This is a genomic window from Halorussus amylolyticus, from assembly GCF_004143485.2.
In the GTDB taxonomy this organism is placed as follows: Archaea; Halobacteriota; Halobacteria; order Halobacteriales; family Haladaptataceae; genus Halorussus; species Halorussus amylolyticus.
On the sequence record NZ_ML974130.1, the window covers coordinates 62,486 to 81,228 of the forward strand.

The following is an 18,743-nucleotide window of genomic DNA, read 5'->3' on the forward strand; positions in this document are numbered from 1 at the left end:
TGTTTCAACCTCGGCCGCCGACTCCCGGGTATGACTACACGAGGGACGAAGGTGCGCCTCGCCACGCGAGGGTCGGACCTCGCGCTCCGGCAGGCGTCCGAAGTGAAGGCCGCATTGGAGGACCGGCGGCTCGAAGTGGAGTTGGTAGAGGTCGAGACCACCGGCGACGAGATTCAGGACGAACTCATCCACCGACTCGGCAAGACCGGCGCGTTCGTCCGGAGCCTCGACGAGAAGGTGCTGTCGGGCGACCTCGACGGCGCGATTCACTCGATGAAGGACATGCCGACCGAACACCCCGACGAACTCATCGTGGCCGCGATTCCCGAGCGCGCGAGCGCGAACGACGTGCTCGTCACGCCCGACGGGAAATCGCTCGACGACCTGCCCGAGGGCGCGGTGGTCGGCACGTCGAGCCTCCGCCGGAAGGCCCAACTCTTGAACGCCCGGCCCGACCTTAATGTCGAACCGCTCCGGGGGAACGTCGATACGCGCGCCGAGAAGCTCCTCGCCCCCGCGCTTCAGGCCGAACACGAGGCCCGAACCGAGGCCGAGAAGGAGCGCAAGGCGAAGACCAACGAGGCCCGGAAAGGTCACAAGCGCGACTACGAACCCGAGTTCGACCGGACCGTCGAGGAGTGGTTCAACGACCTCGCGGAGGTCGAGCGTCGAGCGATGGAGCGAGAGGTCGAAACCGAGTACGACGCAATCGTGCTCGCGCAGGCCGGACTCGAACGGAGCGGGCTGGCCCACCACCTCGAATACGTCGAACTCCCGGCGGGGAAGTTCGTTCCCGCGCCCGGACAGGGCGCGCTCGCGGTCACGTCGCTCGACAGCGAACTCGCACGGGACCTCCACACCGTCCTCGACCACCCCCGGACGCGGGTCGAGACGACCACCGAGCGCACCATCCTCGCGGAACTCGGCGGTGGGTGTGTCGCGCCAATGGGCGTCCACGGCCTGATTCAGGGCGAACACGTCCACGTGGACGTGCAGGTGTTCTCCCAGGACGGCACCGAGAAGATAGAAGCGACCCGTGACGTGCCCGTCGAGAACCACGTCGCGGCCGCCAAGGAAGTCGCCGCGGAACTCCGCGAGAAGGGTGCGGCCGAACTCATCGAGGCCGCCCAGCGCGACGACCCCGAGACGGAGGGCAAGCGAGAATGAACAGGGATGTTCGGGTCGCGCTGTTCCGCCCGGACGACGAGCGACTCGCCGAGGGGGTCGAACTCCTCGACTCGCTCGGTGCCGACCCCGTCCCGGACCCGATGCTCGAAGTCCGACCGACCGGAAACGCGCCGAAGGACGGCGAGTACGTGATTCTGACGAGCAAGACCGGCGTGGAGTTGGCCGCAGAAGCCGGGTGGGACCCCGGCGACGCGACCGTCTGCGCTATCGGTTCGAGCACGGCCGACGCCCTCCGCGAACACGGCTACGAGGTCGATATGGTGCCCGAGGAGTACACCTCGGCAGGACTGGTCGAGGCGCTCGAAGCAGAAGTCGAAGGCGTGCGAGTCGAAGTCGCCCGAAGCGACCACGGAAGTCCGGTCCTGACCGACGGCCTCGCGGACGCGGGCGCGGACGTACACGAGACGATTCTGTATCGACTCGTGCGTCCCGAGGGGTCGGGCGAGTCGGCCGCGCTCGCGGCCGACGGCGACCTCGACGCGGTACTGTTCACGTCGTCGCTCACCGTCGCGCACTTCCTCGACGCCGCCGACGAACGCGGGGTTCGGGAGGAAGCAATCGCGGGCCTGAACGACGCCGTGGTGGGCGCGATTGGTCCGCCGACGCGCGAGACTGCCGAATCCGAGGGTATCGAGGTCGATGTGGTTCCGGAGGTCGCGGACTTCGAGAGACTGGCGTGCGAAGCGGTCGAGGCGGCCGCGCCGACGTATCGCGAGTGAGACGCTCGCTCGATTCGTGAGCGTCGAGCGGTCCGTCTCGCGGCGCAATCGCTCGTTGACCGGCCCGAATCACGCGAACGCTTTTGTTCGCGGCCGGTGAGTACGTCACGATGGGCGGAGAGAGTAGCGACTACCGGATAGCCGTCGCGGTCGGCCATCCCGACCACGCCGAGCAGTTGACCCGGACCGCGGTGGACGTGGCCCGCGAGAAGGGCGGCGAGGTCGTGGTCGTCGGCGTCGTAGTCACGCCGCAGGAATCACCGTTCGGCCTGTTCACCGACGAGGTCATCACCCGCGAGTTCGGCGGCGAGCGCCGGGCGGTCCTCGACCGCGCGGTCGCGGTCGCCTCCGACACGGGTGTCCCCGTCACGGGACAGTTGTTCGTCGCGACGTCAGTCGCGAGGGGCGTCCTCCACGCCGTCTCTGAACTCGACTGCGACTGCCTCGTCGTCGGCTGGCAGGACCGAACGCGGGAGAACGCGATTCTCGGCACCAACGTCGATAGAATCGTGCGCCGGTCCGACGCCGACGTGCTGGTCGAGAAAATCGGCGCGGTCGCGAACGGCGTCGATGCGGTCCTCCTGCCGGTCGCCGAGAGTCCGAACGCCGACTTCGCGGCGTCGGTCGCACGGGCCATCGCGGTCGCGAACGACGCCCGGATAGACCTCCTGCGAGTCGTCGAGTCCGGGCGCGAGGAGGAGGACGCGGCCAGCGAACTGCTCGCATCGTGGACCGAGCGACTGGCGGACGTTCGAGTCGAAACCGCGGTTCGGGTCAGCGACGATGGCGTCGCCGACGCCATCGTCGCCGAGTCGAAAGAGCGCGACGTGACCGTGCTGGGCGCGACCCGAACCGGGCGACTCCGGCGGCAAATCGTCGGTTCGACGCCCCAAGAGGTCGGACGGCGCGCGAAGGGGACGGTCATCATCGCGAAGAAGGGGCGAGGGTCGTTGGTGGGTCGGCTGTCGAGATGGTAGCGCGAGGACGCTCGGCGGACGTAGCTTCGCCGTCGCCGACCGAGCGTCATGACTTCCACGCGGCGACTTCGCCGCCGAATCGGTCGTCTCTGATTCGGTCGGAGTCGTAGACGACGGCGAGCGAGGACGAGTCGGCCGACGCCGGAACTCGAAAGACGGCGATTCCCGAGCGTCGCTCGCCGGATTTGACGGACCCACCCTGTGCGGACCAGCGGGACGTAGTCGAGACGTTCTCGAACTCCTCGACCCGAACCGACGGGTCGAACGCCGGGTGTTCGACGCTGTGGGTTTCCAGCGTTTCTGTGCCGTCGCCGAGAAGGGTGAACAGCGGGCCGTCGATGGGCAGTGGTCCGTCCGACTCGGCGTTGTAAAATTCGACCGGTACGAGCGCGAGCGCCTCGTCGTCGGGCATCACGTACGTCTCTCCGTCGTGGCGAAAGTTCGTCTCGACTGAGGGTGTCTCGACAGTGATTTCGAGACCGGTGTCCACGTGCGACTCGCCGAACTGGAGCGTCCGGTCCGGATTCGGGCGGTCGGTCGTTTCCTCGGTTTCCGCAGTCGATTCGGTCGTAGTGCTCGATTCCGTCGTGGTGCTGTCGGTCGTCTGCGGACTCTGCGATTCGCTCGTCGTGCATCCGGCCAGAACCGCGACTCCTGCGACGACGAACGTTCGGCGCGTGGAGGGCATCGGACGACAATCCGTTCGCCAGCGAAGTATTTCTTGTGTCGATGGGAGGCGGAATCACGCGTCGTGGCGGCGGTCATTCGCTTCGATTAGTGTTTGGTCGTTACGCACGATACTTTGTCCGGAGAAAATCATTTTAGTTACCCGTTCGTGTTAAATCTCAATGGGAAACACTGGGAGAAGGGTCTCGTCTCTTAGAATCGGCGACCCCTGTGACGAAGAAGACGAACGAGAAAAGCTTGGGGACGCACTCGACGGCATAGACAGAGAACCGAAACTCGGTGACATGCTCACGGGTGCGTTCGACGAAGTAGACGCCGACTCAGTCGAAGCAGTTCGAGAGCTACGCCAAGACACATGAGTAAGCGGGTTTTTCTCGACACTAACGTCTCGGTTGCCGCGGTCACGAAACAAGGACTCGACGCAGGTGCGACCGACCCCACGGACCTGCTCGATTGAATCGCCTTACGTCGTCCGGAACGCGCGGTCGCCAGCGTCGCCCAATCCGGGAACGATGAAGCCGTCGTCGTCGAGGTGGTCGTCGATGGAGACCGTGAGCAGGTCGGCCTCGGGGAACTCCTCGCCGACTCGGAGCAGGCCGTCGGGCGCGCTGACCGCCGAGAGGACGAACAGGTGTTCGGGGTCCGACTGTTCGTCGGTGATGCGGTCCATCACGGCGCACATCGTCGAACCGGTGGCGAGCATCGGGTCGGCGACGATGACGGTGTCGTCTTCGGTGATTTCGGGCAGTTTGACGTAGTCGATGGTGATGGGGAACTCGCCCTCGTCGTTCATGCCCGCCTCCTCGTTTCTCCCGGCGGAGATGACTCCCTGCTTGGCTCGCGGGAACGCCTTGAGCAGGCCTTCCACGAACGGAGTCGCGGCGCGGAGGACGTTGATGATGACCACGTCGTCGAGTCCCTTGACGCGCTCGCCGGTCGTGGTAGTCAGCGGGGTTTCGAGTTCGACGTACTCGGTCTCCATCGCGCCGTCGATGATTTCGTAGCCCGAGATGCGGCCGAGTTTCACGAGGCCCTTCCGGAAGCCGACCTGCTCGGTCTCCACGTCTCGAATCTTCGAGAGCGTGTCCTGTGCCAGCGCGTGCGTGATGAGTTTGGCGTCTCCGCGGTCTTCGATGGTCATGCCTGTGCGTACGCGGGGTGCGTAGGGGCTTATCTCTTGATATAGCCGGCGAGACCGAGCGCGAGACTCGCCGGGATTCGCCCGAACTTGAACGCCGCGAAGCCCCCGAACAGGAACCAGTGGGGCGCGTCGGCGGCGAGGTGGCCGAGGAAGTTCCGCGTGGGGTCCACCTTGTCCCAGTGAACGTCGAAGCGGTCGGCGTACTCCTTGACGTGGAGACCCGCGCCGTCGGGGAGCGGTCGCCGGAGGTCGGCGTACTGGCCCCGCGGGTCGCCCGTGTGCCCAACGAACCCCTCGGTTCGCGGGTGAGAGACCGCGTCTTTCGCGATTCGGAGGTCTACGTGGGCCGGGAGTCGGCGCACGCGCTCGGCGATGCCGTCCCACGCCGAGAGGTCCGCCTCGCAATCGGGACACGCCGAGCGAGTGTAGTCGGCGTCCGCGCCGCAGGCGAGGCAGGGTTCGGTCCACGTCCACGACACGCGCTGTTCGCAACTTTCGCACCCGCGCCGAAGGTAGTCGAGACGCGCATCGCAGTGCGGGCAGGTCGCGGCGCTGACCGTCGATTTCGCCATTGAAGCCCTCTTTCCACCAACAAATATAAACTTTCGGTACCGATTCGGTCGCGAAGTCTCGACGCTTATCGAACCACGACGTGCGTCAGGACCATCAGAATCCCCGTGGCGACCGCGACGGTTCGCCACTCGTACTCCAGCACGTCGATGAACGCGAGTCCCCAGACGACCGTGGACGCGAACACGGCCGAGAGTACGAGGTTCATCGCGAAGAGTACGCGGGGGTCGCCCTTCGAGTTCGCCATGCCGACGTATCGCCGACACACCGACTTATCTCTTTCCGCGTCGGGCCAGCAGACCGAAGGCGACGGACGCCCAAGCAGTCGTATGCGCCCTGAGAACAGCCTCGGGGAGTCGGTGGACCCGGTTCCGTTTCTGGTGGTCGCATCCGGCGGATTTCTCGGGTGCTACAGCTTCGGCCCGCCGTACCTCTTGGAGTTCGGCGTCGCGCTGTCGAGCGCGCTCGCGGTCACGACGGCCGCGTTCGTCCTCACGACGGCCGTGGCCTACCATCGGTTCGTCTGGACCGCCCGCCCCGACCTCCGGTGCGAGATTCCCGCGGACGTTCGCCTCCGGCGACTGATGCTCGGGGGCCTCGCGGTCGTCGGCGTGTTCGCGCTGCTGTTGCTCCCGCTGTTTCGAGGGTAGTCGCCCGAGAGCGACGCCGGCACCCCAACACTTTCGAGACGGCCTTCGTAGAGTAGAGCGATGCGCGAAGTCGAAGTCACGCGATTCGTGTCCGCGCCGCCTGCAGTCGTCGAGCGCGCGCTCACGCCCGCGTCCGTGGTCGAGTACGAGGGAAGCTTCGAGGTGCGCGACGTCGAGGAAACCGAGGTGGGTCACACCGTGACCGCGGGCGCACGCGGACTCACTATCCGACTCGACTTCGAGGAGCGCGAGGACGGATTATTTTACCGCCAGCGAGGCGAATCGGGACCGTTCGACGCGATGGAGACCGAGATTACGGTCGCGCCGAGAGACGAGGGGTGTCGCGTCACCGGGCGGTCGTCGGTGAGCCTCGGCCTCCCGATTTCGGGGCTGACCGACCGCGTGGCGGCGTGGAAGCGCCGCGGGGAACTCCGGCGCGCGCTCGACGCGCTGGCCGAGGACGTGTAGGTCGGCGGCCGGTTCACGGTTCGGTTCGTCGACAGTCCTCGCTCGGGGTCGCCGGTCGCGACCGGCGACCCCGAGCGAGTGGCGGCACCCTTTTATCGCCGCGGAACTGTATGAGACGTGATGACACTCGCCGAGCGAATCGCGGCGTATCGCGAAACCGTGACTGAGTGGCTCCACGGTCTCTACCACGGGATGATAGAACACCCGGCCTACGAACTCATCGAGAAGGAGGCCGAGGACAGCGACGACGCCTTCATGTTCGCGTGCTTCGCCGACGCCTTCGGCATCCCGAGTCCGGTCTCGTACTACACCGCCGAACTCCTCCCGTACCTCGGCGACGAGTTCGAGCAGTGGGAGCGCCGGATGTGGGACCGCGAATCGCTCGTCGAACGCAAGGGACAGCAGTACCACTTCTAACATGCACAAATTCGTTTTCTTCGGCGGAAAAGGCGGCGTCGGCAAGACGACTGTCTCGTGCGCCTACGGCCTGAAGTGCGCGGAGGCGGGACTGAAGACGCTGGTCGTCTCGACCGACCCGGCACACAGCACCTCCGACGTGTTCGACCAGCAGTTCGGCGACGACCCCGAGGCTGTCTCGGGGTACGAGAACCTCTGGGCGATGGAAATCGACCCCGAGGAGGAGGTCGAACGCCACATGATGGACATCAAGCGGACGATGACTGACCAGGTGAGTCCGGGCATCGTCAACGAAATCGACCGCCAAGTCGAGTTGGCTCACCGGACGCCCGGCGCGTACGAGGCCGCGCTGTTCGACCGCTTCATCGACGTGATGGAGAACTCCGAGGCGTACGACCGCGTGGTGTTCGACACCGCGCCGACCGGCGGAACCCTGCGCCTGCTCGCGCTTCCCGACTTCCTGGAGGGGTGGATAGACCGACTCGTCGAGAAGCGCACCCAGAGCATCGACCTGTACGAGATGGCCGCCATCGGCGACCGGGAGGCGCGGCGAAAGGCCCAGGAGGACCCGATTATCGCCAGACTCACCGAGCGCAAGGAGATGTTCGAGTTCGCCGGAGAGACCCTGCAGAACGACGCCGACTTTTACCTCGTCCTCAACCCAGACGAGCTATCTATTCGGGAGACCGAGCGCTCGGTCGGCGAACTCACCGAGTCCGGACTGGGGGTTCGAGGTCTGGTACTCAACAAGGTCACGCCCGAACCCGACGACGACGAGACCGGCCGGGGCGCACAGTTCCTCCGCGACCGGTGTGAGACCGAGCGCGAGCGCATCGCCACCGTGCGCGAGGAGTTCGACCAGCCTATCGTGGCGACCATCGAGAACCGCGTCGAGGAGGTCAAGGGGTCGTTACTGAGCGACGTTGCGGAAGAACTCGACATCGAGACGGTCGTCGAACCCGAGCGCGCGTAGCCGACCGGCGCAGGCGGGGAGACAATTGGGCGAAAGTTCGCGAAGCGTATCGTTTTATCTGAGTAATGCAGTCCCGACGTATTGAATATTTTAACAACCTAAATTAGGGAAGAAGGGCATGACGTGTCGGAAAGACATAAAAATAATGATGAACCTTTAAGGGGCCTCTCACACACATAGGCTTTGAGGAACCGTGACATGGTTCAAATTATAACACTCGTCGCGCTGGTACTGATACTGTTCAGTGTGGGGTATCTCGGTTACTCGCGATACCTCGCTCGGTTCGTCGAACTCGACGAAACCGAGACCACGCCAGCGCACAAATACGAAGACGGTCAAGAGTACGTTCCGGCGAAAAAGCCGGTGCTACTCGGGCATCACTATTCGAGTATCGCGGGCGGCGCACCCATCGTCGGCCCGATAACGGCGGGACTCATCTGGGGATGGGTTCCGGCGATACTGTGGATTGCCATCGGCAATCCGTTGATGGGCGCGGTCCACGACTTCGTGTCGCTGTCGAGCAGTCTCCGACACGAAGGGAAGTCAATCGGGTACATCATCGGCGAGTACGTCGGCGACGAGGGCAAGAACATGCTGCTGTGGTTCGCGTTCCTGACCATCATCCTCGTCGTGGCCGTGTTCGCGTACGTCACCGCGCTGGTCTTCGAGGTGTACCCCAGCGCGGCGACCGCGAGCTTCCTGTACATCACGCTCGCGCTCCTGTTCGGGGTGTACCTCTACCAACTCAACGGGCCGTTCATCCCCGGCACGATACTGTTCGTCATCGGCGTGTTCGCGAGCGTCTGGGTCGGGATTCAGTACCCCTTCGCGCTCACTCAGGAGATGTGGATTCCCATCATCCTGGGATACGCGTTCATCGCGAGCGTCCTACCGGTGTGGGTGCTGCTACAACCCCGTGACTATCTCTCGTCGTTCCTGCTGTACGCTGGCGTCGGGGGTGCACTCATCGCCATCGTCGTCGGGACGCTCATCACGACGCCCGCCGAACCGCTCCAGACCAACATCCCCGCGTACAACGGCTTCTGGGGGAGCGACTCGTTCGGCGTCGTGAGTCCGCTGTTCCCGATGCTGTTCGTCACCATCGCGTGCGGGACGATAAGCGGATTCCACTCGCTGGTCTCGTCGGGCACGACCGCGAAGCAACTCAACAAGGAGACCGACGCCCGACTCATCGGCTACGGCGGAATGCTCGGCGAGGGACTGCTCGCCGTGGTCGCGCTCTCGGCAGTCGCTATCGTCGGCATCACTCCGGAAGGCGCGACCGGCGGCGTCGGTCTCGCGCTACCGAACTTCGCCGACGGCGGCGGCATCATCCTGACAAGCTTCGGCATCCCGGTCGACTACGGCGCGCCGTTCATGGCGCTCGTGATGGTGAGCTTCCTGCTCACGTCCACCGACACCGCGCTCCGACTGGGCCGGTACATGCTCGAAGAGATTATCGGGACGCCCGAATCGCAGGTCCAAGAGGTCGCCACCAACCGCTACGCGAACGCTGGCTTCCAGTCGGTCATCGCGTACGGTCTCATCGCCTCCGGGACGTGGACGCCGCTCTGGCAACTGTTCGGGAGCGCGAATCAGCTACTCGCGGCGCTGGCGCTCCTCGCCGCGACGGTCTGGCTCGCCAACTGGAGTGCGAACAAACAACTCATCAGCACCGGCGTGCCGATGGCGATTATGTCCACAATCACCATCCTCGCGCTGGTGTATCTCCAGTACTATCAGAATCTGTATCAGGGCATCATCCTCGGTGAGTCGTCCGAGGCGGTATGGTCGCTCGGCCTACAGATTGTCATCGGAACGGTGCTCATCCTGCTGGCGCTGTCGTTGCTCCGGCTGGGCTACGGCAACATTCAGAAGGCGAGAAGCGGTCCCAAGGGCGCTCCGGCGGCCGACGGCGGACAGCCCCCACAGGACGACTGAGCGAATCGACCGCGGACTTTCTATTTCCAGAGCGCGCGAACGAACCGTTCGAGGAGACCCGGCTCCGCTTGGGGAACGTCGTCCCAGAGACGGAACGCGGTCGCCGCGTCGGCGTTTCGGCTCGCCACGAGCCGTTCTGCTTCGGGAGCCACGACCACGAGGTTCACTTCGTACTTGCCGTAGAAGCCGAGTTTAAGGAGCGTGCGGTCGCGGAATCCCTCGACGAACTCCCGGACCGGTTCGGAAATCGAATCGGTGACGAGAACGAACGTGAACTCCGTCCCGAAGTGTTCCTCGTCGGCGACAATCCACTCGTCGGCGAGGTCGTGACCTAACTCCGCGAGGCGTTCGAGGCTCTCGACCGTCGCGCGGCCGGTCCGGCGGGCGAACAGGTGTTCGTGCGCCTCGTGATTCGCGTAGTTAATCGCGGGATGAAACAGCTGCTTTCGGTTCTCGATGCGTACCTCGCCGTACAGGTCGAAGCGCTCGCCTCGGACCCGGTAATCCTTCTCCAAGTCGAAGTGGTACATCAGGCGGTCGCTCACTCTGTCGAGATACTCGTCGTCCCAGTCGGGCACGTCCGAGAGCGCCGACTCGCCCGCGGACGCGGGCGAGTCGGCGCTCTCGGACGAATCGGCTGATTCGGCGCGGGTAGAGCTGGACGCGGACTCGTCGGAACCGGCGTCGAACGACGAATCGCTCATGAATCGGGGTCGTAGGCGTGAACGTCGTCAACGGGCGGTGCGCCGAGCGCGAGCGTCCGGACGCTCGCGCTCGCATCCTCGGGATTGAACGCTCGCTGCGGACTGTCGGGGTCCACGACGAGCAGGTGGTTTTCGGGGACCGCATACTCCTCGTCAGGGGTCTCGACTCGAAGCTCGCCGTCGAGAACGTAGAACACCTCCTCTTGGTCGTCGTGGTAGTGATACGCGAGCGGAATCTGCTCGCCGGGTTCGACCTCGTAGAGATTGAGCGCGACGTTCCCCAGCCCCGCCTCCTCGCCGACCGCACGCTGGACGCACGGCCGGTCGGGCGTCGGTTCGACCGACGCCGGGTCGATGACGTGGTATCCCATGTGGGACCACAGAACACGGGACTGTAAATACTCTCGGTCAGACGCGAGAGGGCGGTCGGGTCTGGACTCGGGAACAGCGTGGCGGGCGGGTCGCTCCGTTCGGACCTCGGTTTCCGAGCGCCGAAACCTTAATAACGAAGACACCTAATTTCCGCGCAGGAAGGTAGCATGGACGACAAACGAACCGAAGCGTGCGGCCGGTGCTCGATGACCAGCGTCGTCTCGATGACGACCGACGGCGACCGCGACGAGGAGGGCGGCGGGCGCAACCCCTTCGACGGCCCGCGAATCGAGGTGTCCGACTCGGAACTCCGCAAGGTCAACGCGCCGGTCGTGTGGCTCGGCCGGGTCAAGCGCCGACTCGACGACGCCGCGACTCGACTGACGTACGGTCGCTAATCACACACCGCGCATCGGGCGACAACTGTTTAACAGACCGAAGCTAGGAGGCGTACCAATGGAAGAGAGCGTTTCGGGATTCAAACTCCGCGGCGATTGGGGCGACATCGTCGAGCACGGTGAGCGCATCACCGAAGCACTCCGTGAGGCAGACGTATCGGGTACCGCCTACGAGGAGTGGGATGAGTGGCGGCCCAAGTCCCACGAGCGACTCGGCGAGGACGTCTCCGAGAAGACCGCAGAGCAGGCGTCGGTCAACGAGGGGAAAGGTGAGAAGGCGGGGAAAGCGCCCGACGACGACCTCAAGACGGCGGGCGAGAAGATAACCGAATCCTACGAGAAACTCGAAGAGGAAAAGACCGACGAGGCCGTGGGTAAGTGGCAGGATTCGGTGAGCTACGTCGCCCGTGCGGCCGACTCCGCGAGTCGAAAGGCGATTCGAAAGGTCGAGGACACCGTCTACCAGAAGGTGATGACCCAGCTCGCGCCCTACTACTTCGACAACGACCTCGTGAGCGCCAACGTCCAGCGAGTCGGCCGGGGCAACGGCGACCCCGAGTTCGTGTTGGAGGTCAACGTCAACGACGACGACCTCAAATCGAAGGTCAGCGAGAAGTTGGCGACGTACGAGAGCGAAATCGACCGGTGGCACGTCGATACCGAAAAGCGGACCGACACGGTCGAGGCCGCCGAAGGTGTCGAACCGCCGAAAGAACCCGAGGAGCCCACGTCGAAGACCACCTGAGACGGGCCGACACACCGGAGGCAGGCCGGTACACTATTCTACCGTCGGCAACACGTTCGGATATGGTTGGGACTGGCGTCGTGACGTTGGTAATCGCTGCCATTGCGAGCCTCTTCATGGCGTGGGCCATCGGCGCGGGGTCGTCGGGGTCGACGCCGTTCGCCCCGGCGGTCGGTGCGAACGCAATCTCGGTGATGCGCGCGGGGTTTCTGGTCGGTCTGCTCGGATTCGCCGGGGCGGTTTTACAGGGAGCGAACGTCTCGGAGGCGGTCGGCACCGAACTCATCGGCGGCGTGCAACTGACCGCAATCGCCGCCACGACCGGACTGCTCGTGGCGGCGGCGCTCGTCGCCATCGGCGTGTTCACCGGGTATCCGATAGCGACGGCGTTCACCGTCACGGGAGCCATCGTCGGCGTCGGCCTGGCGATGGGCGGCGACCCGGCGTGGGCGAAGTACCGCCAGATTGCCGCGCTCTGGATACTCACGCCCTTCATCGGTAGCTCCATCGCGTACGGCACTGCCAGACTGCTTCGGTCCAAGCGGACCCGCGACAGGCTCACGATTTCGCTGCTCGCTGGCGTGGTCGGTCTCATCGTCGCGAACATCGAGTTCGCGGTCCTCGGTCCGTCCGGGTCGAGCCAGTCGCTCGCGGCGACCGCCGCGAGCGGCCTTTCGCTCCCGAACGTGGCGGGCATCGATGCCGGGCGAATCGCGGTGTCGCTCGCGTTCTCGACGGCGGTCGCGGCGCTCCTCTTCTGGGACATCGGGCGCGACAAGGCCGCGGGCCAGCGTCACTTCCTCCTCGCGCTCGGGAGTCTCGTCGCGTTCTCGGCCGGTGGGTCGCAGGTCGGTCTCGCCATCGGTCCGCTCGTTCCCCTGCTCGACCCGTTCGGCATCCCGCTCGTTCCGGTCCTCGTGGGCGGCGGTCTCGGCCTGCTCGTGGGGTCGTGGACCGGCGCGCCCCGAATGATAAAGGCCATCGCGCAGGACTACTCCGCGCTCGGCCCCCGGCGGTCAATCGCCGCGCTCATTCCCTCGTTCGCCATCGCGCAGGTCGCGGTCCTCTACGGGATTCCGGTGTCGTTCAACGAAATCATCGTGAGCGCCATCGTCGGAAGCGGCTACGCCGCCGAGGGCGGCGGCGTCAGCGGCCGGAAGATGGGCTACACCGTGCTGGCGTGGCTCGGGTCGCTCGTACTGGCTATCGTCGTCTCGTACGGCGTGTTTGCCGGTATCGAGATGGTGTAACCGTCGGTCGCGTAGATTTTTGTACGAAGGCGGGGCGACTCCTTCGTGATGGAAGGTCGAGAGAAGGGCGAACACGACGAACTAAGCCAAGAGGGAGAGATATCAGACGTAGCGGCGCTTCGGTCGGGACGGGAGGAAGCACGGATCGTCCTCGACCATCAGCTTCAGATGCTCGGTGATATGACACCAAAGCGATGCAGACGATGCGTATCACGTTTCTCGTCTTCGGGCTACTCGTCTCGTCTTCGACGCTCCCGCGGGCACGACAATTTATCAATGTGTTCACTATCGCGGGTGTCGTTGCACTTCTACTTACAATTTTGCTGGGTCTACTCACCTACAGCGCATCGGACCCCGATTTCGGAGCAGGACCGAACTATCTACTCGACGTACGAAGAGGAAGCTACGACGAAGCCGAGTGGTTCGCAGTATTGGTCCACGGATACGAAAATTGGATTCGGGAGATGGAGGAACTGAACGACGGGAACGCCCGTCTGTTGACGTACACACAGAGTTTCCTCGGTGGCGGTATCACACTGACCGCATTTGGGGTACTCGTTGAAGTACTCTAAGCTAGAGTTTTTATGTGTTGTCGAGCAAACACTGAGCATGGTCGAATCGCCGAAAACCGGACGCGAACTAGAAAGTCAAAAAGGATACACGGGTCCACAGTGGCTCGCTCGGTTCGTTCGAAAATACGTCGCAAAGAAACCCGACGAGAACGACTCTTAACCCTCGGTCTCGACGCCTTCCTGCATCTCGCTCTCCTCGTCGCCCTCGATTTCGGCGCGTTCGGTCTCGTCCAACTTCGTCACGCGGACCGCCATGATTCGGGTGTTCTCGACCTGTTCGACGTGGAGGCTGATTCCGTCGTAGGTGATGTCCTCGCCCTCCTCGACGAGGCGGCCCGCGCGGTTGAAGATGAACCCCGCGATGGTCTCGAACTCCTCGCCCTCGGGGAGGTCGATGTCGAGAGCCTCGTTGACCTCGTCGATGTTGAGTTCGCCCTGCACGATGGCGGTGTCGTCGTCCACGTACTCTATCGGCTCTTCTTCCTCGCCTTCGAGGATATCGCCGACGATTTCCTCGACCATGTCCTCCATCGTCACCAGTCCCTCGGTGGTGCCGAACTCGTCGATGACGATGACCATCTGCATCCGGTTTTCGCGCATCTCGGTCAGGAGTTCGTCCACGTTCTTGCTCTCGGGGACGTGAAGGGTCGGCTGAATCACGTCGTCCAGGTCGAGGTCGTCGCTCTCGCCGTAACTGTTCTCGCGGACGAGGTCGCGGATGTGGACGATGCCGATGATGTTGTCGAGGCTTCCCTCGTAGATGGGGACGCGCTCGTGGCCGCTCTGGACCAGCGTCTCGATTGCCTCCTCGATGTCGGCGGTACTCGCCACCGCGGTCATGTCGAGGCGCGGGGTCATGACCTCCTTGGCGATGGTGTTGTTGAACCGGAAGATGCGCTGGAGCATCTCGCGCTCCTCTTCTTCGAGGACGCCCTCGCGCTCGCCGGTCTCTATCATGTTCTGAATCTCGTCGCGGGTGACGTACGACGACTCGATGGCCGACCGGCCGCCCGTGACTTTGTTGACCACGCGGGTCAGGTAGTCGAACGTGACGACGAGTGGGAGGAGGGCGTATTCCGAGAACTTCAGCGGCTTGGCGATTCGGAGCGCCCACGACTCGGTGTTCTCGACGGCGTAGGACTTGGGTGCGCTCTCGCCGAACAGCAGAACGAGCGCGGTGATGCCGAAAGTGGCGACCGCCACGGCCTGTCCCTGCGTGAGGTGAAGTGCGAGGACGCCCGTGGCGATGGACGACATCGCGATGTTCACGATGTTGTTGCCGACGAGAATCGTGACGAGAAGCCGGTGCGGGTCGGATTTGAGCGCGGCAACCGCCTCCGCGCCCGGTAAGCCGTCCTCGACGAGTGCGTCCACACGGTGTTTCGCGAGCGAGAACATCGCTATCTCCGACGACGAGAAGAACGCCGAGAGACCGATAAGAACGATGATAGCCAGGACTCCGAGCCACGTGATGACGCCTTTCGTGAGTTCGACACCGAGCACTTCAGCTACAGGCGTTGCCTGCGCGAGTGCGACCGCGAACATCGAGAGTGACACCATTCAACAACTCATCTTGAGAGTCGGCGGGATTAACTCTTTATTCTTTTCCTCGAACTGACGTGGAACTGTTTTCCCGAACTGACGTGGAACTGCCGAGAGCGAAGACCTTACACTTGTTTCGCCCCAACACCAAGACATGAGCCAGCGAGCCGACGACTCGACAATCACATTCTACCGACTACAGGCGTGCCCGTTCTGCGAGCGCGTCGTGCGCAAACTTCACGAGTACGACCTCGACTATCAGTCGCGGTTCGTGGAACCGATGCACAGCGATAGAAACGTCGTCAAGCGCATCAGCGGCAAGCGGAGCGTACCCGCCATCGTGGACGAGAACACGGGCGTCACGATGAGCGAGAGCGGGAACATCGTGGAGTACCTCGACCGGACGTACGGGAACGAGCGCGCGCGAGGGGGTGCGAACTGATGGTGGAGTTCGATGTGGTGGAACTCCCCGAGACCGACCACCTCGCGGCGGGCGACACCGCGCCCGACTTCACCCGGCCGCTGGTCAACGACGAGTACTGGGAGGACGCTTCGCTCTCGGACCTCACCGACGAGGGGCCCGTCCTGCTCGTGTTCTTCCCGATGGACGGAGCCTTTCCCGCGACGTACGTCTGGAACGAACTCCGCGACAGGGCGTGGGACGACGACTACGACGTGCGTATCGTCGGCCTCTCCATCTCGGACCCCTACGCCCACAAGCGACTCATCGAGGAGCGCGAGATGGACTACCGACTGTTTTCGGACCCGCAGAACGGGGTCGCCGAGGAGTACGGAATCGTCCACGACCTCGACGGCATGGCTGGCGTGAGCGAACCCCGACCCGCGGTGTTCCTGCTCGACGACGACCGGACGGTCGAGTACGCGTGGGTCGCCTCGGAGTGGCCCGACTTCCCCGACTACGACGAGATTCGGGCGGCCATCGAATCGCTGTAGACGCGACTGCGTTGCCAAAAATGACTATATGACGGAATAAATGCCGTATCGAGAGCGACGACGGCAAATGCCGTCGTCGTTCTCGATACGGCGGAATCCCAGCAGTTCTCACCAGTGGGAGACGGAGACACCACCTACGAACCGTAGCATGATTTCTCAAATTCCAACATAAACTCTAGTATACTAGGCGTTGATTTTAATTTCCATGGGGCATGTGTTATCTTTGAGGCTCAAAAAATGTCGAAAGAAATAGGGAGGCGGACGTTCCTCAAAGCATCGAGCGCGGCAGTCGTCGGCGGCGTCGGAGTCACCGCGGCTTCTGGGTCGGCGAGCGCCGCGAAAGACTTCGAGTACGAGACGCCGGTGTACACCACCTCGGACCTCAACGTTCGAGACGACCACACCACGAGTGCTGGCATCAAAGCGACCGCCGCCGAGCGAACCGGCGGGCGCGTGTTCGAAGGTCCCGAGGCGAGCGACGGCTACAACTGGTGGAAAGTCCAGTTCTCCGGCGACAACGACAACGGCCCGGTCACGGGCTGGGTCGCCGAGGACTACCTGAGCGCCGCGACGTTCGCGTGTCCCATGACCGGGCCGGTCACATCGACGTACTGGGACACTCGCGACGGCGGGAGTCGCTACCACCGCGCGGTGGACTTCGCCGACGGCGGCGGCACGCCCATCCACGCGGCCGAGAGCGGAACCGTCGAACACCGGTACGACGAGGGCGGGTACGGGAACTGGCTCGTCATCTACCACGGCAACGGGTGGAAGACCGGCTACGGCCACCTGCAGTCGTTCGAGGCCGCGGACGGCGCGACGGTCGAGCGCGGCGACGTTATCGCCTACGAGGGCGACACCGGGGCCGGAACCGGTCCCCACCTCGACTTCCAGGTTTGGGACCCGAACTGGGAGAAAAAGCGGTGCTACTACGACGTGAACGACCAAGCCGTGCAGGGCACCGGCGTCCCGAACACCTTCTACTGACCGCCGACAGACGCCACGCTTTTTTCCTCGGACCGCCGAGTGGTCGCCATGACCGACGACGTAGCGCGCGCAGCGGCCGCCGTCCGCGACGGCGACCTCGTTGTCTATCCGACCGAGACGGTGTACGGTCTCGGCGCGGACGCTCTGAGCGAGCCCGCAATCGAGCGCGCGTTCGCGGCGAAACGCCGCGACCGCGACAAACCGATTTCGCTGGCGGTGCCCAATGTGGACGCCGCGCTCGACTACGTCCGAGCGACCGACCGCGAAGTCAGATTCATGCGCGAGTTCCTCCCCGGTCCGGTGACGGTGGTCTGCGAGAAGCGCCCGGTCGTCCCCGACGCGCTGACTGGCGGGCGTGAGCGCGTGGGAGTGCGCGTGCCCGACCACGAGGTGGCGCTGGCGCTCCTCCGCGAAGTCGCGCCGATTACGGCCACGAGCGCGAACGTGAGCGGTCGGCCGAGCGCGACCCGTACGGACGACCTCGACCCCGAGATTCGGGACGCCGCGGCGGTCGTCCTCGACGGAGGTGAGACCGGCGGGACGGGGAGTACGGTCGTGAACGTCGAGACCGGTGAGATTCTTCGACGGGGCGCGAACGCTGAGGAGGTGGAGGCGTGGCTGGCCGCGAATCCGGAGTAGTCACAGTCCGAGTAGCGACCGGAGCGACCGCGTTTTCACGCCACACTCCTCGCGGTACTCGCAGGACTTGCACTTGGCGTCGTTGCTGAGACGCGGCGGCGGACCGTCGAGTGACCGAACGGCCCCGACTGCGGTTCGGTAGGCGGCTTTCCGGCGAGTCGTGAGGTCGATTTCGCGGACGACGCCGTGAGCGGCGTACTCCACGAAGGCGCGCTCGACCGGCCGCTCGTGTTCCCACGAGAGCGCCTTCGCGGCCGCGACGGCCCTGACGGTCTGTGGCTTCCAGACGCCCTGTTCGGGCGGTGTTCCGGTGAAGACCATCGACGGCGTGAGAACGTCGAGGTCGAGAACCTTGTGGACGATGCCGCGACACTCCCGCCCTTCGGTGAGTCGCTCGCGGTCGGTCGGAGCGCAAATCTCGGGCCACGCATCGGGAAACCGGGAGCGCGCGCGTTCGAGATTCGCGCGAAATTCGGTCGGCCCAATCGAAATCGGTCGGTCGCGCAGGCCGGCGTCCGAACACGCGAGCAGGTCGTCGTACTCGAACGCGAGACTTCGACGTTCGGCGACCTCGTCGGGAATATCGAACTCGTCGCGGCGCTGGTAGTAGAGCTTTCGCGGACAGTACGCCGCGGTCGAGAGTTCGCTGAACGCGAGTTTGGACACGCGGAGAGTTGGTCCCGGCTTCCTACTTGAATCTACGCGCGAAAGGAGACACAGCGACGTCCGACCAAACAAAAACCACCAGTCCGACCAGTCATCCACGACAGCGCGCCGTAGGCCCGCGCACGAGAGAACGTAGATGCGAACGAGGCGCAGGCCGCACCGCGGCCTGCGCCCGATGAGCAT

At 64.3% G+C, this 18,743-nt stretch carries 25 protein-coding genes; 17 read left to right on the forward strand and 8 right to left on the reverse strand.

All coding sequences use genetic code 11. From position 1 onward, the window contains the following. The first annotated feature begins 30 nt into the window (after positions 1-30). The 3 genes from hemC to EKH81_RS00300 all read left to right on the forward strand — a co-directional run bounded on the left by hemC (position 31) and on the right by EKH81_RS00300 (position 2,884). The gene (hemC, locus tag EKH81_RS00290) at positions 31-1,167 is read left to right on the forward strand and encodes a hydroxymethylbilane synthase (RefSeq protein ID WP_132059243.1); all 1,137 of its coding nucleotides are present in this window, start codon (positions 31-33) and stop codon (positions 1,165-1,167) included. Then, positions 1,164-1,907: a uroporphyrinogen-III synthase gene (locus tag EKH81_RS00295; RefSeq protein ID WP_132059244.1), complete on the forward strand. Its 744-nt coding sequence runs from the start codon at positions 1,164-1,166 to the stop codon at positions 1,905-1,907. Before hemC ends, EKH81_RS00295 begins: the two co-directional genes overlap by 4 nt. 110 nt (positions 1,908-2,017) lie before the next feature. Beyond that, entirely contained in the window at positions 2,018-2,884 is an 867-nt protein-coding gene (locus EKH81_RS00300) for a universal stress protein (protein ID WP_132059245.1), read from the forward strand. 46 nt (positions 2,885-2,930) lie between these two features. Here EKH81_RS00300 and EKH81_RS00305 read toward each other — a convergent pair whose 3' ends face one another. After that, a complete protein-coding gene (locus EKH81_RS00305; protein WP_132059246.1) occupies positions 2,931-3,572 on the reverse strand; it encodes a hypothetical protein in 642 nt (213 codons plus the stop codon). A gap of 160 nt (positions 3,573-3,732) precedes the next feature. On the opposite strand from EKH81_RS00305, the gene EKH81_RS00310 reads away from it, so the two are divergent. Then, positions 3,733-3,930, forward strand: coding sequence for a hypothetical protein (locus EKH81_RS00310; protein ID WP_132059247.1), 198 nt, complete (start codon positions 3,733-3,735; stop codon positions 3,928-3,930). Positions 3,931-4,034: 104 nt separating this feature from the next. Here the strand turns inward: EKH81_RS00310 and upp are convergent, their stop codons facing one another. The 3 genes from upp to EKH81_RS00325 all read right to left on the reverse strand — a co-directional run bounded on the left by upp (position 4,035) and on the right by EKH81_RS00325 (position 5,529). Then, positions 4,035-4,712 (reverse strand): uracil phosphoribosyltransferase, encoded by a 678-nt coding sequence (upp, locus tag EKH81_RS00315; RefSeq protein ID WP_132059248.1) that lies wholly within the window; start codon positions 4,710-4,712, stop codon positions 4,035-4,037. 29 nt (positions 4,713-4,741) lie between these two features. Beyond that, on the reverse strand, positions 4,742-5,284 hold the full coding sequence (locus EKH81_RS00320) for a hypothetical protein (protein WP_132059249.1): 543 nt from the start codon (positions 5,282-5,284) through the stop codon (positions 4,742-4,744). A 65-nt stretch (positions 5,285-5,349) separates the two neighbouring features. Further along, a complete protein-coding gene (locus tag EKH81_RS00325; protein ID WP_132059250.1) occupies positions 5,350-5,529 on the reverse strand; it encodes a DUF8107 family protein in 180 nt (59 codons plus the stop codon). An 82-nt stretch (positions 5,530-5,611) separates the two neighbouring features. On the opposite strand from EKH81_RS00325, the gene EKH81_RS00330 reads away from it, so the two are divergent. The 5 genes from EKH81_RS00330 (at position 5,612) to EKH81_RS00350 (ending at position 9,731) form a co-directional block, all read left to right on the forward strand. Then, the gene (locus tag EKH81_RS00330; RefSeq protein WP_132059251.1) at positions 5,612-5,932 is read left to right on the forward strand and encodes a hypothetical protein; all 321 of its coding nucleotides are present in this window, start codon (positions 5,612-5,614) and stop codon (positions 5,930-5,932) included. 60 nt (positions 5,933-5,992) lie between these two features. After that, positions 5,993-6,400, forward strand: coding sequence for an SRPBCC family protein (locus EKH81_RS00335; RefSeq protein ID WP_132059252.1), 408 nt, complete (start codon positions 5,993-5,995; stop codon positions 6,398-6,400). A 120-nt stretch (positions 6,401-6,520) separates the two neighbouring features. Beyond that, positions 6,521-6,817 carry a DUF7990 family protein gene (locus EKH81_RS00340; RefSeq protein ID WP_132059253.1) on the forward strand — a complete coding sequence of 99 codons (297 nt, stop codon included), beginning with the start codon at positions 6,521-6,523 and terminating at the stop codon, positions 6,815-6,817. Position 6,818: 1 nt separating this feature from the next. Then, positions 6,819-7,790: an ArsA family ATPase gene (locus EKH81_RS00345; protein ID WP_132059254.1), complete on the forward strand. Its 972-nt coding sequence runs from the start codon at positions 6,819-6,821 to the stop codon at positions 7,788-7,790. A 198-nt stretch (positions 7,791-7,988) separates the two neighbouring features. Next, positions 7,989-9,731, forward strand: a complete 1,743-nt coding sequence (locus EKH81_RS00350) for a carbon starvation CstA family protein (protein ID WP_132059255.1) — start codon at positions 7,989-7,991, stop codon at positions 9,729-9,731. Between the two features lie 20 nt (positions 9,732-9,751). On the opposite strand, the gene EKH81_RS00355 is transcribed toward EKH81_RS00350, so the two are convergent. Both EKH81_RS00355 and EKH81_RS00360 read right to left on the reverse strand, forming a co-directional pair. Then, positions 9,752-10,435, reverse strand: coding sequence for a DUF8052 family protein (locus EKH81_RS00355; RefSeq protein ID WP_238392083.1), 684 nt, complete (start codon positions 10,433-10,435; stop codon positions 9,752-9,754). After that, the gene (locus tag EKH81_RS00360) at positions 10,432-10,806 is read right to left on the reverse strand and encodes a cupin domain-containing protein (RefSeq protein ID WP_132059257.1); all 375 of its coding nucleotides are present in this window, start codon (positions 10,804-10,806) and stop codon (positions 10,432-10,434) included. Before EKH81_RS00360 ends, EKH81_RS00355 begins: the two co-directional genes overlap by 4 nt. Before the next feature lie 168 nt (positions 10,807-10,974). Between EKH81_RS00360 and EKH81_RS00365 the strand changes: the two genes are divergently transcribed. From EKH81_RS00365 to EKH81_RS19515, 4 genes are all read left to right on the forward strand, one after another. After that, complete coding sequence (locus EKH81_RS00365; protein WP_132059258.1) at positions 10,975-11,205, forward strand: DUF8007 family protein; 231 nt, start codon at positions 10,975-10,977, stop codon at positions 11,203-11,205. Positions 11,206-11,263: 58 nt separating this feature from the next. After that, the gene (locus EKH81_RS00370; RefSeq protein ID WP_132059259.1) at positions 11,264-11,950 is read left to right on the forward strand and encodes a DUF5828 family protein; all 687 of its coding nucleotides are present in this window, start codon (positions 11,264-11,266) and stop codon (positions 11,948-11,950) included. A 62-nt stretch (positions 11,951-12,012) separates the two neighbouring features. Next, complete coding sequence (locus EKH81_RS00375) at positions 12,013-13,200, forward strand: inorganic phosphate transporter (RefSeq protein ID WP_132059260.1); 1,188 nt, start codon at positions 12,013-12,015, stop codon at positions 13,198-13,200. Between the two features lie 194 nt (positions 13,201-13,394). Next, positions 13,395-13,772: a hypothetical protein gene (locus EKH81_RS19515; RefSeq protein WP_238392084.1), complete on the forward strand. Its 378-nt coding sequence runs from the start codon at positions 13,395-13,397 to the stop codon at positions 13,770-13,772. 156 nt (positions 13,773-13,928) lie between these two features. Here the strand turns inward: EKH81_RS19515 and EKH81_RS00380 are convergent, their stop codons facing one another. Next, a complete protein-coding gene (locus EKH81_RS00380; protein WP_202935024.1) occupies positions 13,929-15,332 on the reverse strand; it encodes a hemolysin family protein in 1,404 nt (467 codons plus the stop codon). A gap of 136 nt (positions 15,333-15,468) precedes the next feature. On the opposite strand from EKH81_RS00380, the gene EKH81_RS00385 reads away from it, so the two are divergent. The 4 genes from EKH81_RS00385 (at position 15,469) to EKH81_RS00400 (ending at position 17,894) form a co-directional block, all read left to right on the forward strand. Next, positions 15,469-15,756, forward strand: a complete 288-nt coding sequence (locus EKH81_RS00385) for a glutathione S-transferase N-terminal domain-containing protein (protein ID WP_132059261.1) — start codon at positions 15,469-15,471, stop codon at positions 15,754-15,756. Beyond that, entirely contained in the window at positions 15,756-16,268 is a 513-nt protein-coding gene (locus EKH81_RS00390) for a redoxin domain-containing protein (protein WP_132059262.1), read from the forward strand. The genes EKH81_RS00385 and EKH81_RS00390 overlap by 1 nt, the downstream gene beginning before the upstream one ends. A 237-nt stretch (positions 16,269-16,505) precedes the next feature. After that, positions 16,506-17,255 carry a M23 family metallopeptidase gene (locus EKH81_RS00395; RefSeq protein ID WP_132059263.1) on the forward strand — a complete coding sequence of 250 codons (750 nt, stop codon included), beginning with the start codon at positions 16,506-16,508 and terminating at the stop codon, positions 17,253-17,255. Between the two features lie 48 nt (positions 17,256-17,303). Further along, positions 17,304-17,894, forward strand: coding sequence for an L-threonylcarbamoyladenylate synthase (locus EKH81_RS00400; RefSeq protein ID WP_132059264.1), 591 nt, complete (start codon positions 17,304-17,306; stop codon positions 17,892-17,894). Here the strand turns inward: EKH81_RS00400 and EKH81_RS00405 are convergent, their stop codons facing one another. Then, complete coding sequence (locus EKH81_RS00405; protein WP_132059265.1) at positions 17,895-18,560, reverse strand: CRISPR-associated protein Cas4; 666 nt, start codon at positions 18,558-18,560, stop codon at positions 17,895-17,897. Between the last annotated feature and the right edge of the window lie 183 nt (positions 18,561-18,743).

Coding starts and splice junctions, on each gene's coding strand:
- hemC (WP_132059243.1), top strand. CDS start 31: ATGACTACACGAGGGACGAAGGTGCGCCTCGCCACGCGAGGGTCGGAC.
- EKH81_RS00295 (WP_132059244.1), top strand. CDS start 1,164: ATGAACAGGGATGTTCGGGTCGCGCTGTTCCGCCCGGACGACGAGCGA.
- EKH81_RS00300 (WP_132059245.1), top strand. CDS start 2,018: ATGGGCGGAGAGAGTAGCGACTACCGGATAGCCGTCGCGGTCGGCCAT.
- EKH81_RS00305 (WP_132059246.1), bottom strand. CDS start 3,572: ATGCCCTCCACGCGCCGAACGTTCGTCGTCGCAGGAGTCGCGGTTCTG.
- EKH81_RS00310 (WP_132059247.1), top strand. CDS start 3,733: ATGGGAAACACTGGGAGAAGGGTCTCGTCTCTTAGAATCGGCGACCCC.
- upp (WP_132059248.1), bottom strand. CDS start 4,712: ATGACCATCGAAGACCGCGGAGACGCCAAACTCATCACGCACGCGCTG.
- EKH81_RS00320 (WP_132059249.1), bottom strand. CDS start 5,284: ATGGCGAAATCGACGGTCAGCGCCGCGACCTGCCCGCACTGCGATGCG.
- EKH81_RS00325 (WP_132059250.1), bottom strand. CDS start 5,529: ATGGCGAACTCGAAGGGCGACCCCCGCGTACTCTTCGCGATGAACCTC.
- EKH81_RS00330 (WP_132059251.1), top strand. CDS start 5,612: ATGCGCCCTGAGAACAGCCTCGGGGAGTCGGTGGACCCGGTTCCGTTT.
- EKH81_RS00335 (WP_132059252.1), top strand. CDS start 5,993: ATGCGCGAAGTCGAAGTCACGCGATTCGTGTCCGCGCCGCCTGCAGTC.
- EKH81_RS00340 (WP_132059253.1), top strand. CDS start 6,521: ATGACACTCGCCGAGCGAATCGCGGCGTATCGCGAAACCGTGACTGAG.
- EKH81_RS00345 (WP_132059254.1), top strand. CDS start 6,819: ATGCACAAATTCGTTTTCTTCGGCGGAAAAGGCGGCGTCGGCAAGACG.
- EKH81_RS00350 (WP_132059255.1), top strand. CDS start 7,989: ATGGTTCAAATTATAACACTCGTCGCGCTGGTACTGATACTGTTCAGT.
- EKH81_RS00355 (WP_238392083.1), bottom strand. CDS start 10,435: ATGAGCGATTCGTCGTTCGACGCCGGTTCCGACGAGTCCGCGTCCAGC.
- EKH81_RS00360 (WP_132059257.1), bottom strand. CDS start 10,806: ATGGGATACCACGTCATCGACCCGGCGTCGGTCGAACCGACGCCCGAC.
- EKH81_RS00365 (WP_132059258.1), top strand. CDS start 10,975: ATGGACGACAAACGAACCGAAGCGTGCGGCCGGTGCTCGATGACCAGC.
- EKH81_RS00370 (WP_132059259.1), top strand. CDS start 11,264: ATGGAAGAGAGCGTTTCGGGATTCAAACTCCGCGGCGATTGGGGCGAC.
- EKH81_RS00375 (WP_132059260.1), top strand. CDS start 12,013: ATGGTTGGGACTGGCGTCGTGACGTTGGTAATCGCTGCCATTGCGAGC.
- EKH81_RS19515 (WP_238392084.1), top strand. CDS start 13,395: ATGCAGACGATGCGTATCACGTTTCTCGTCTTCGGGCTACTCGTCTCG.
- EKH81_RS00380 (WP_202935024.1), bottom strand. CDS start 15,332: ATGGTGTCACTCTCGATGTTCGCGGTCGCACTCGCGCAGGCAACGCCT.
- EKH81_RS00385 (WP_132059261.1), top strand. CDS start 15,469: ATGAGCCAGCGAGCCGACGACTCGACAATCACATTCTACCGACTACAG.
- EKH81_RS00390 (WP_132059262.1), top strand. CDS start 15,756: ATGGTGGAGTTCGATGTGGTGGAACTCCCCGAGACCGACCACCTCGCG.
- EKH81_RS00395 (WP_132059263.1), top strand. CDS start 16,506: ATGTCGAAAGAAATAGGGAGGCGGACGTTCCTCAAAGCATCGAGCGCG.
- EKH81_RS00400 (WP_132059264.1), top strand. CDS start 17,304: ATGACCGACGACGTAGCGCGCGCAGCGGCCGCCGTCCGCGACGGCGAC.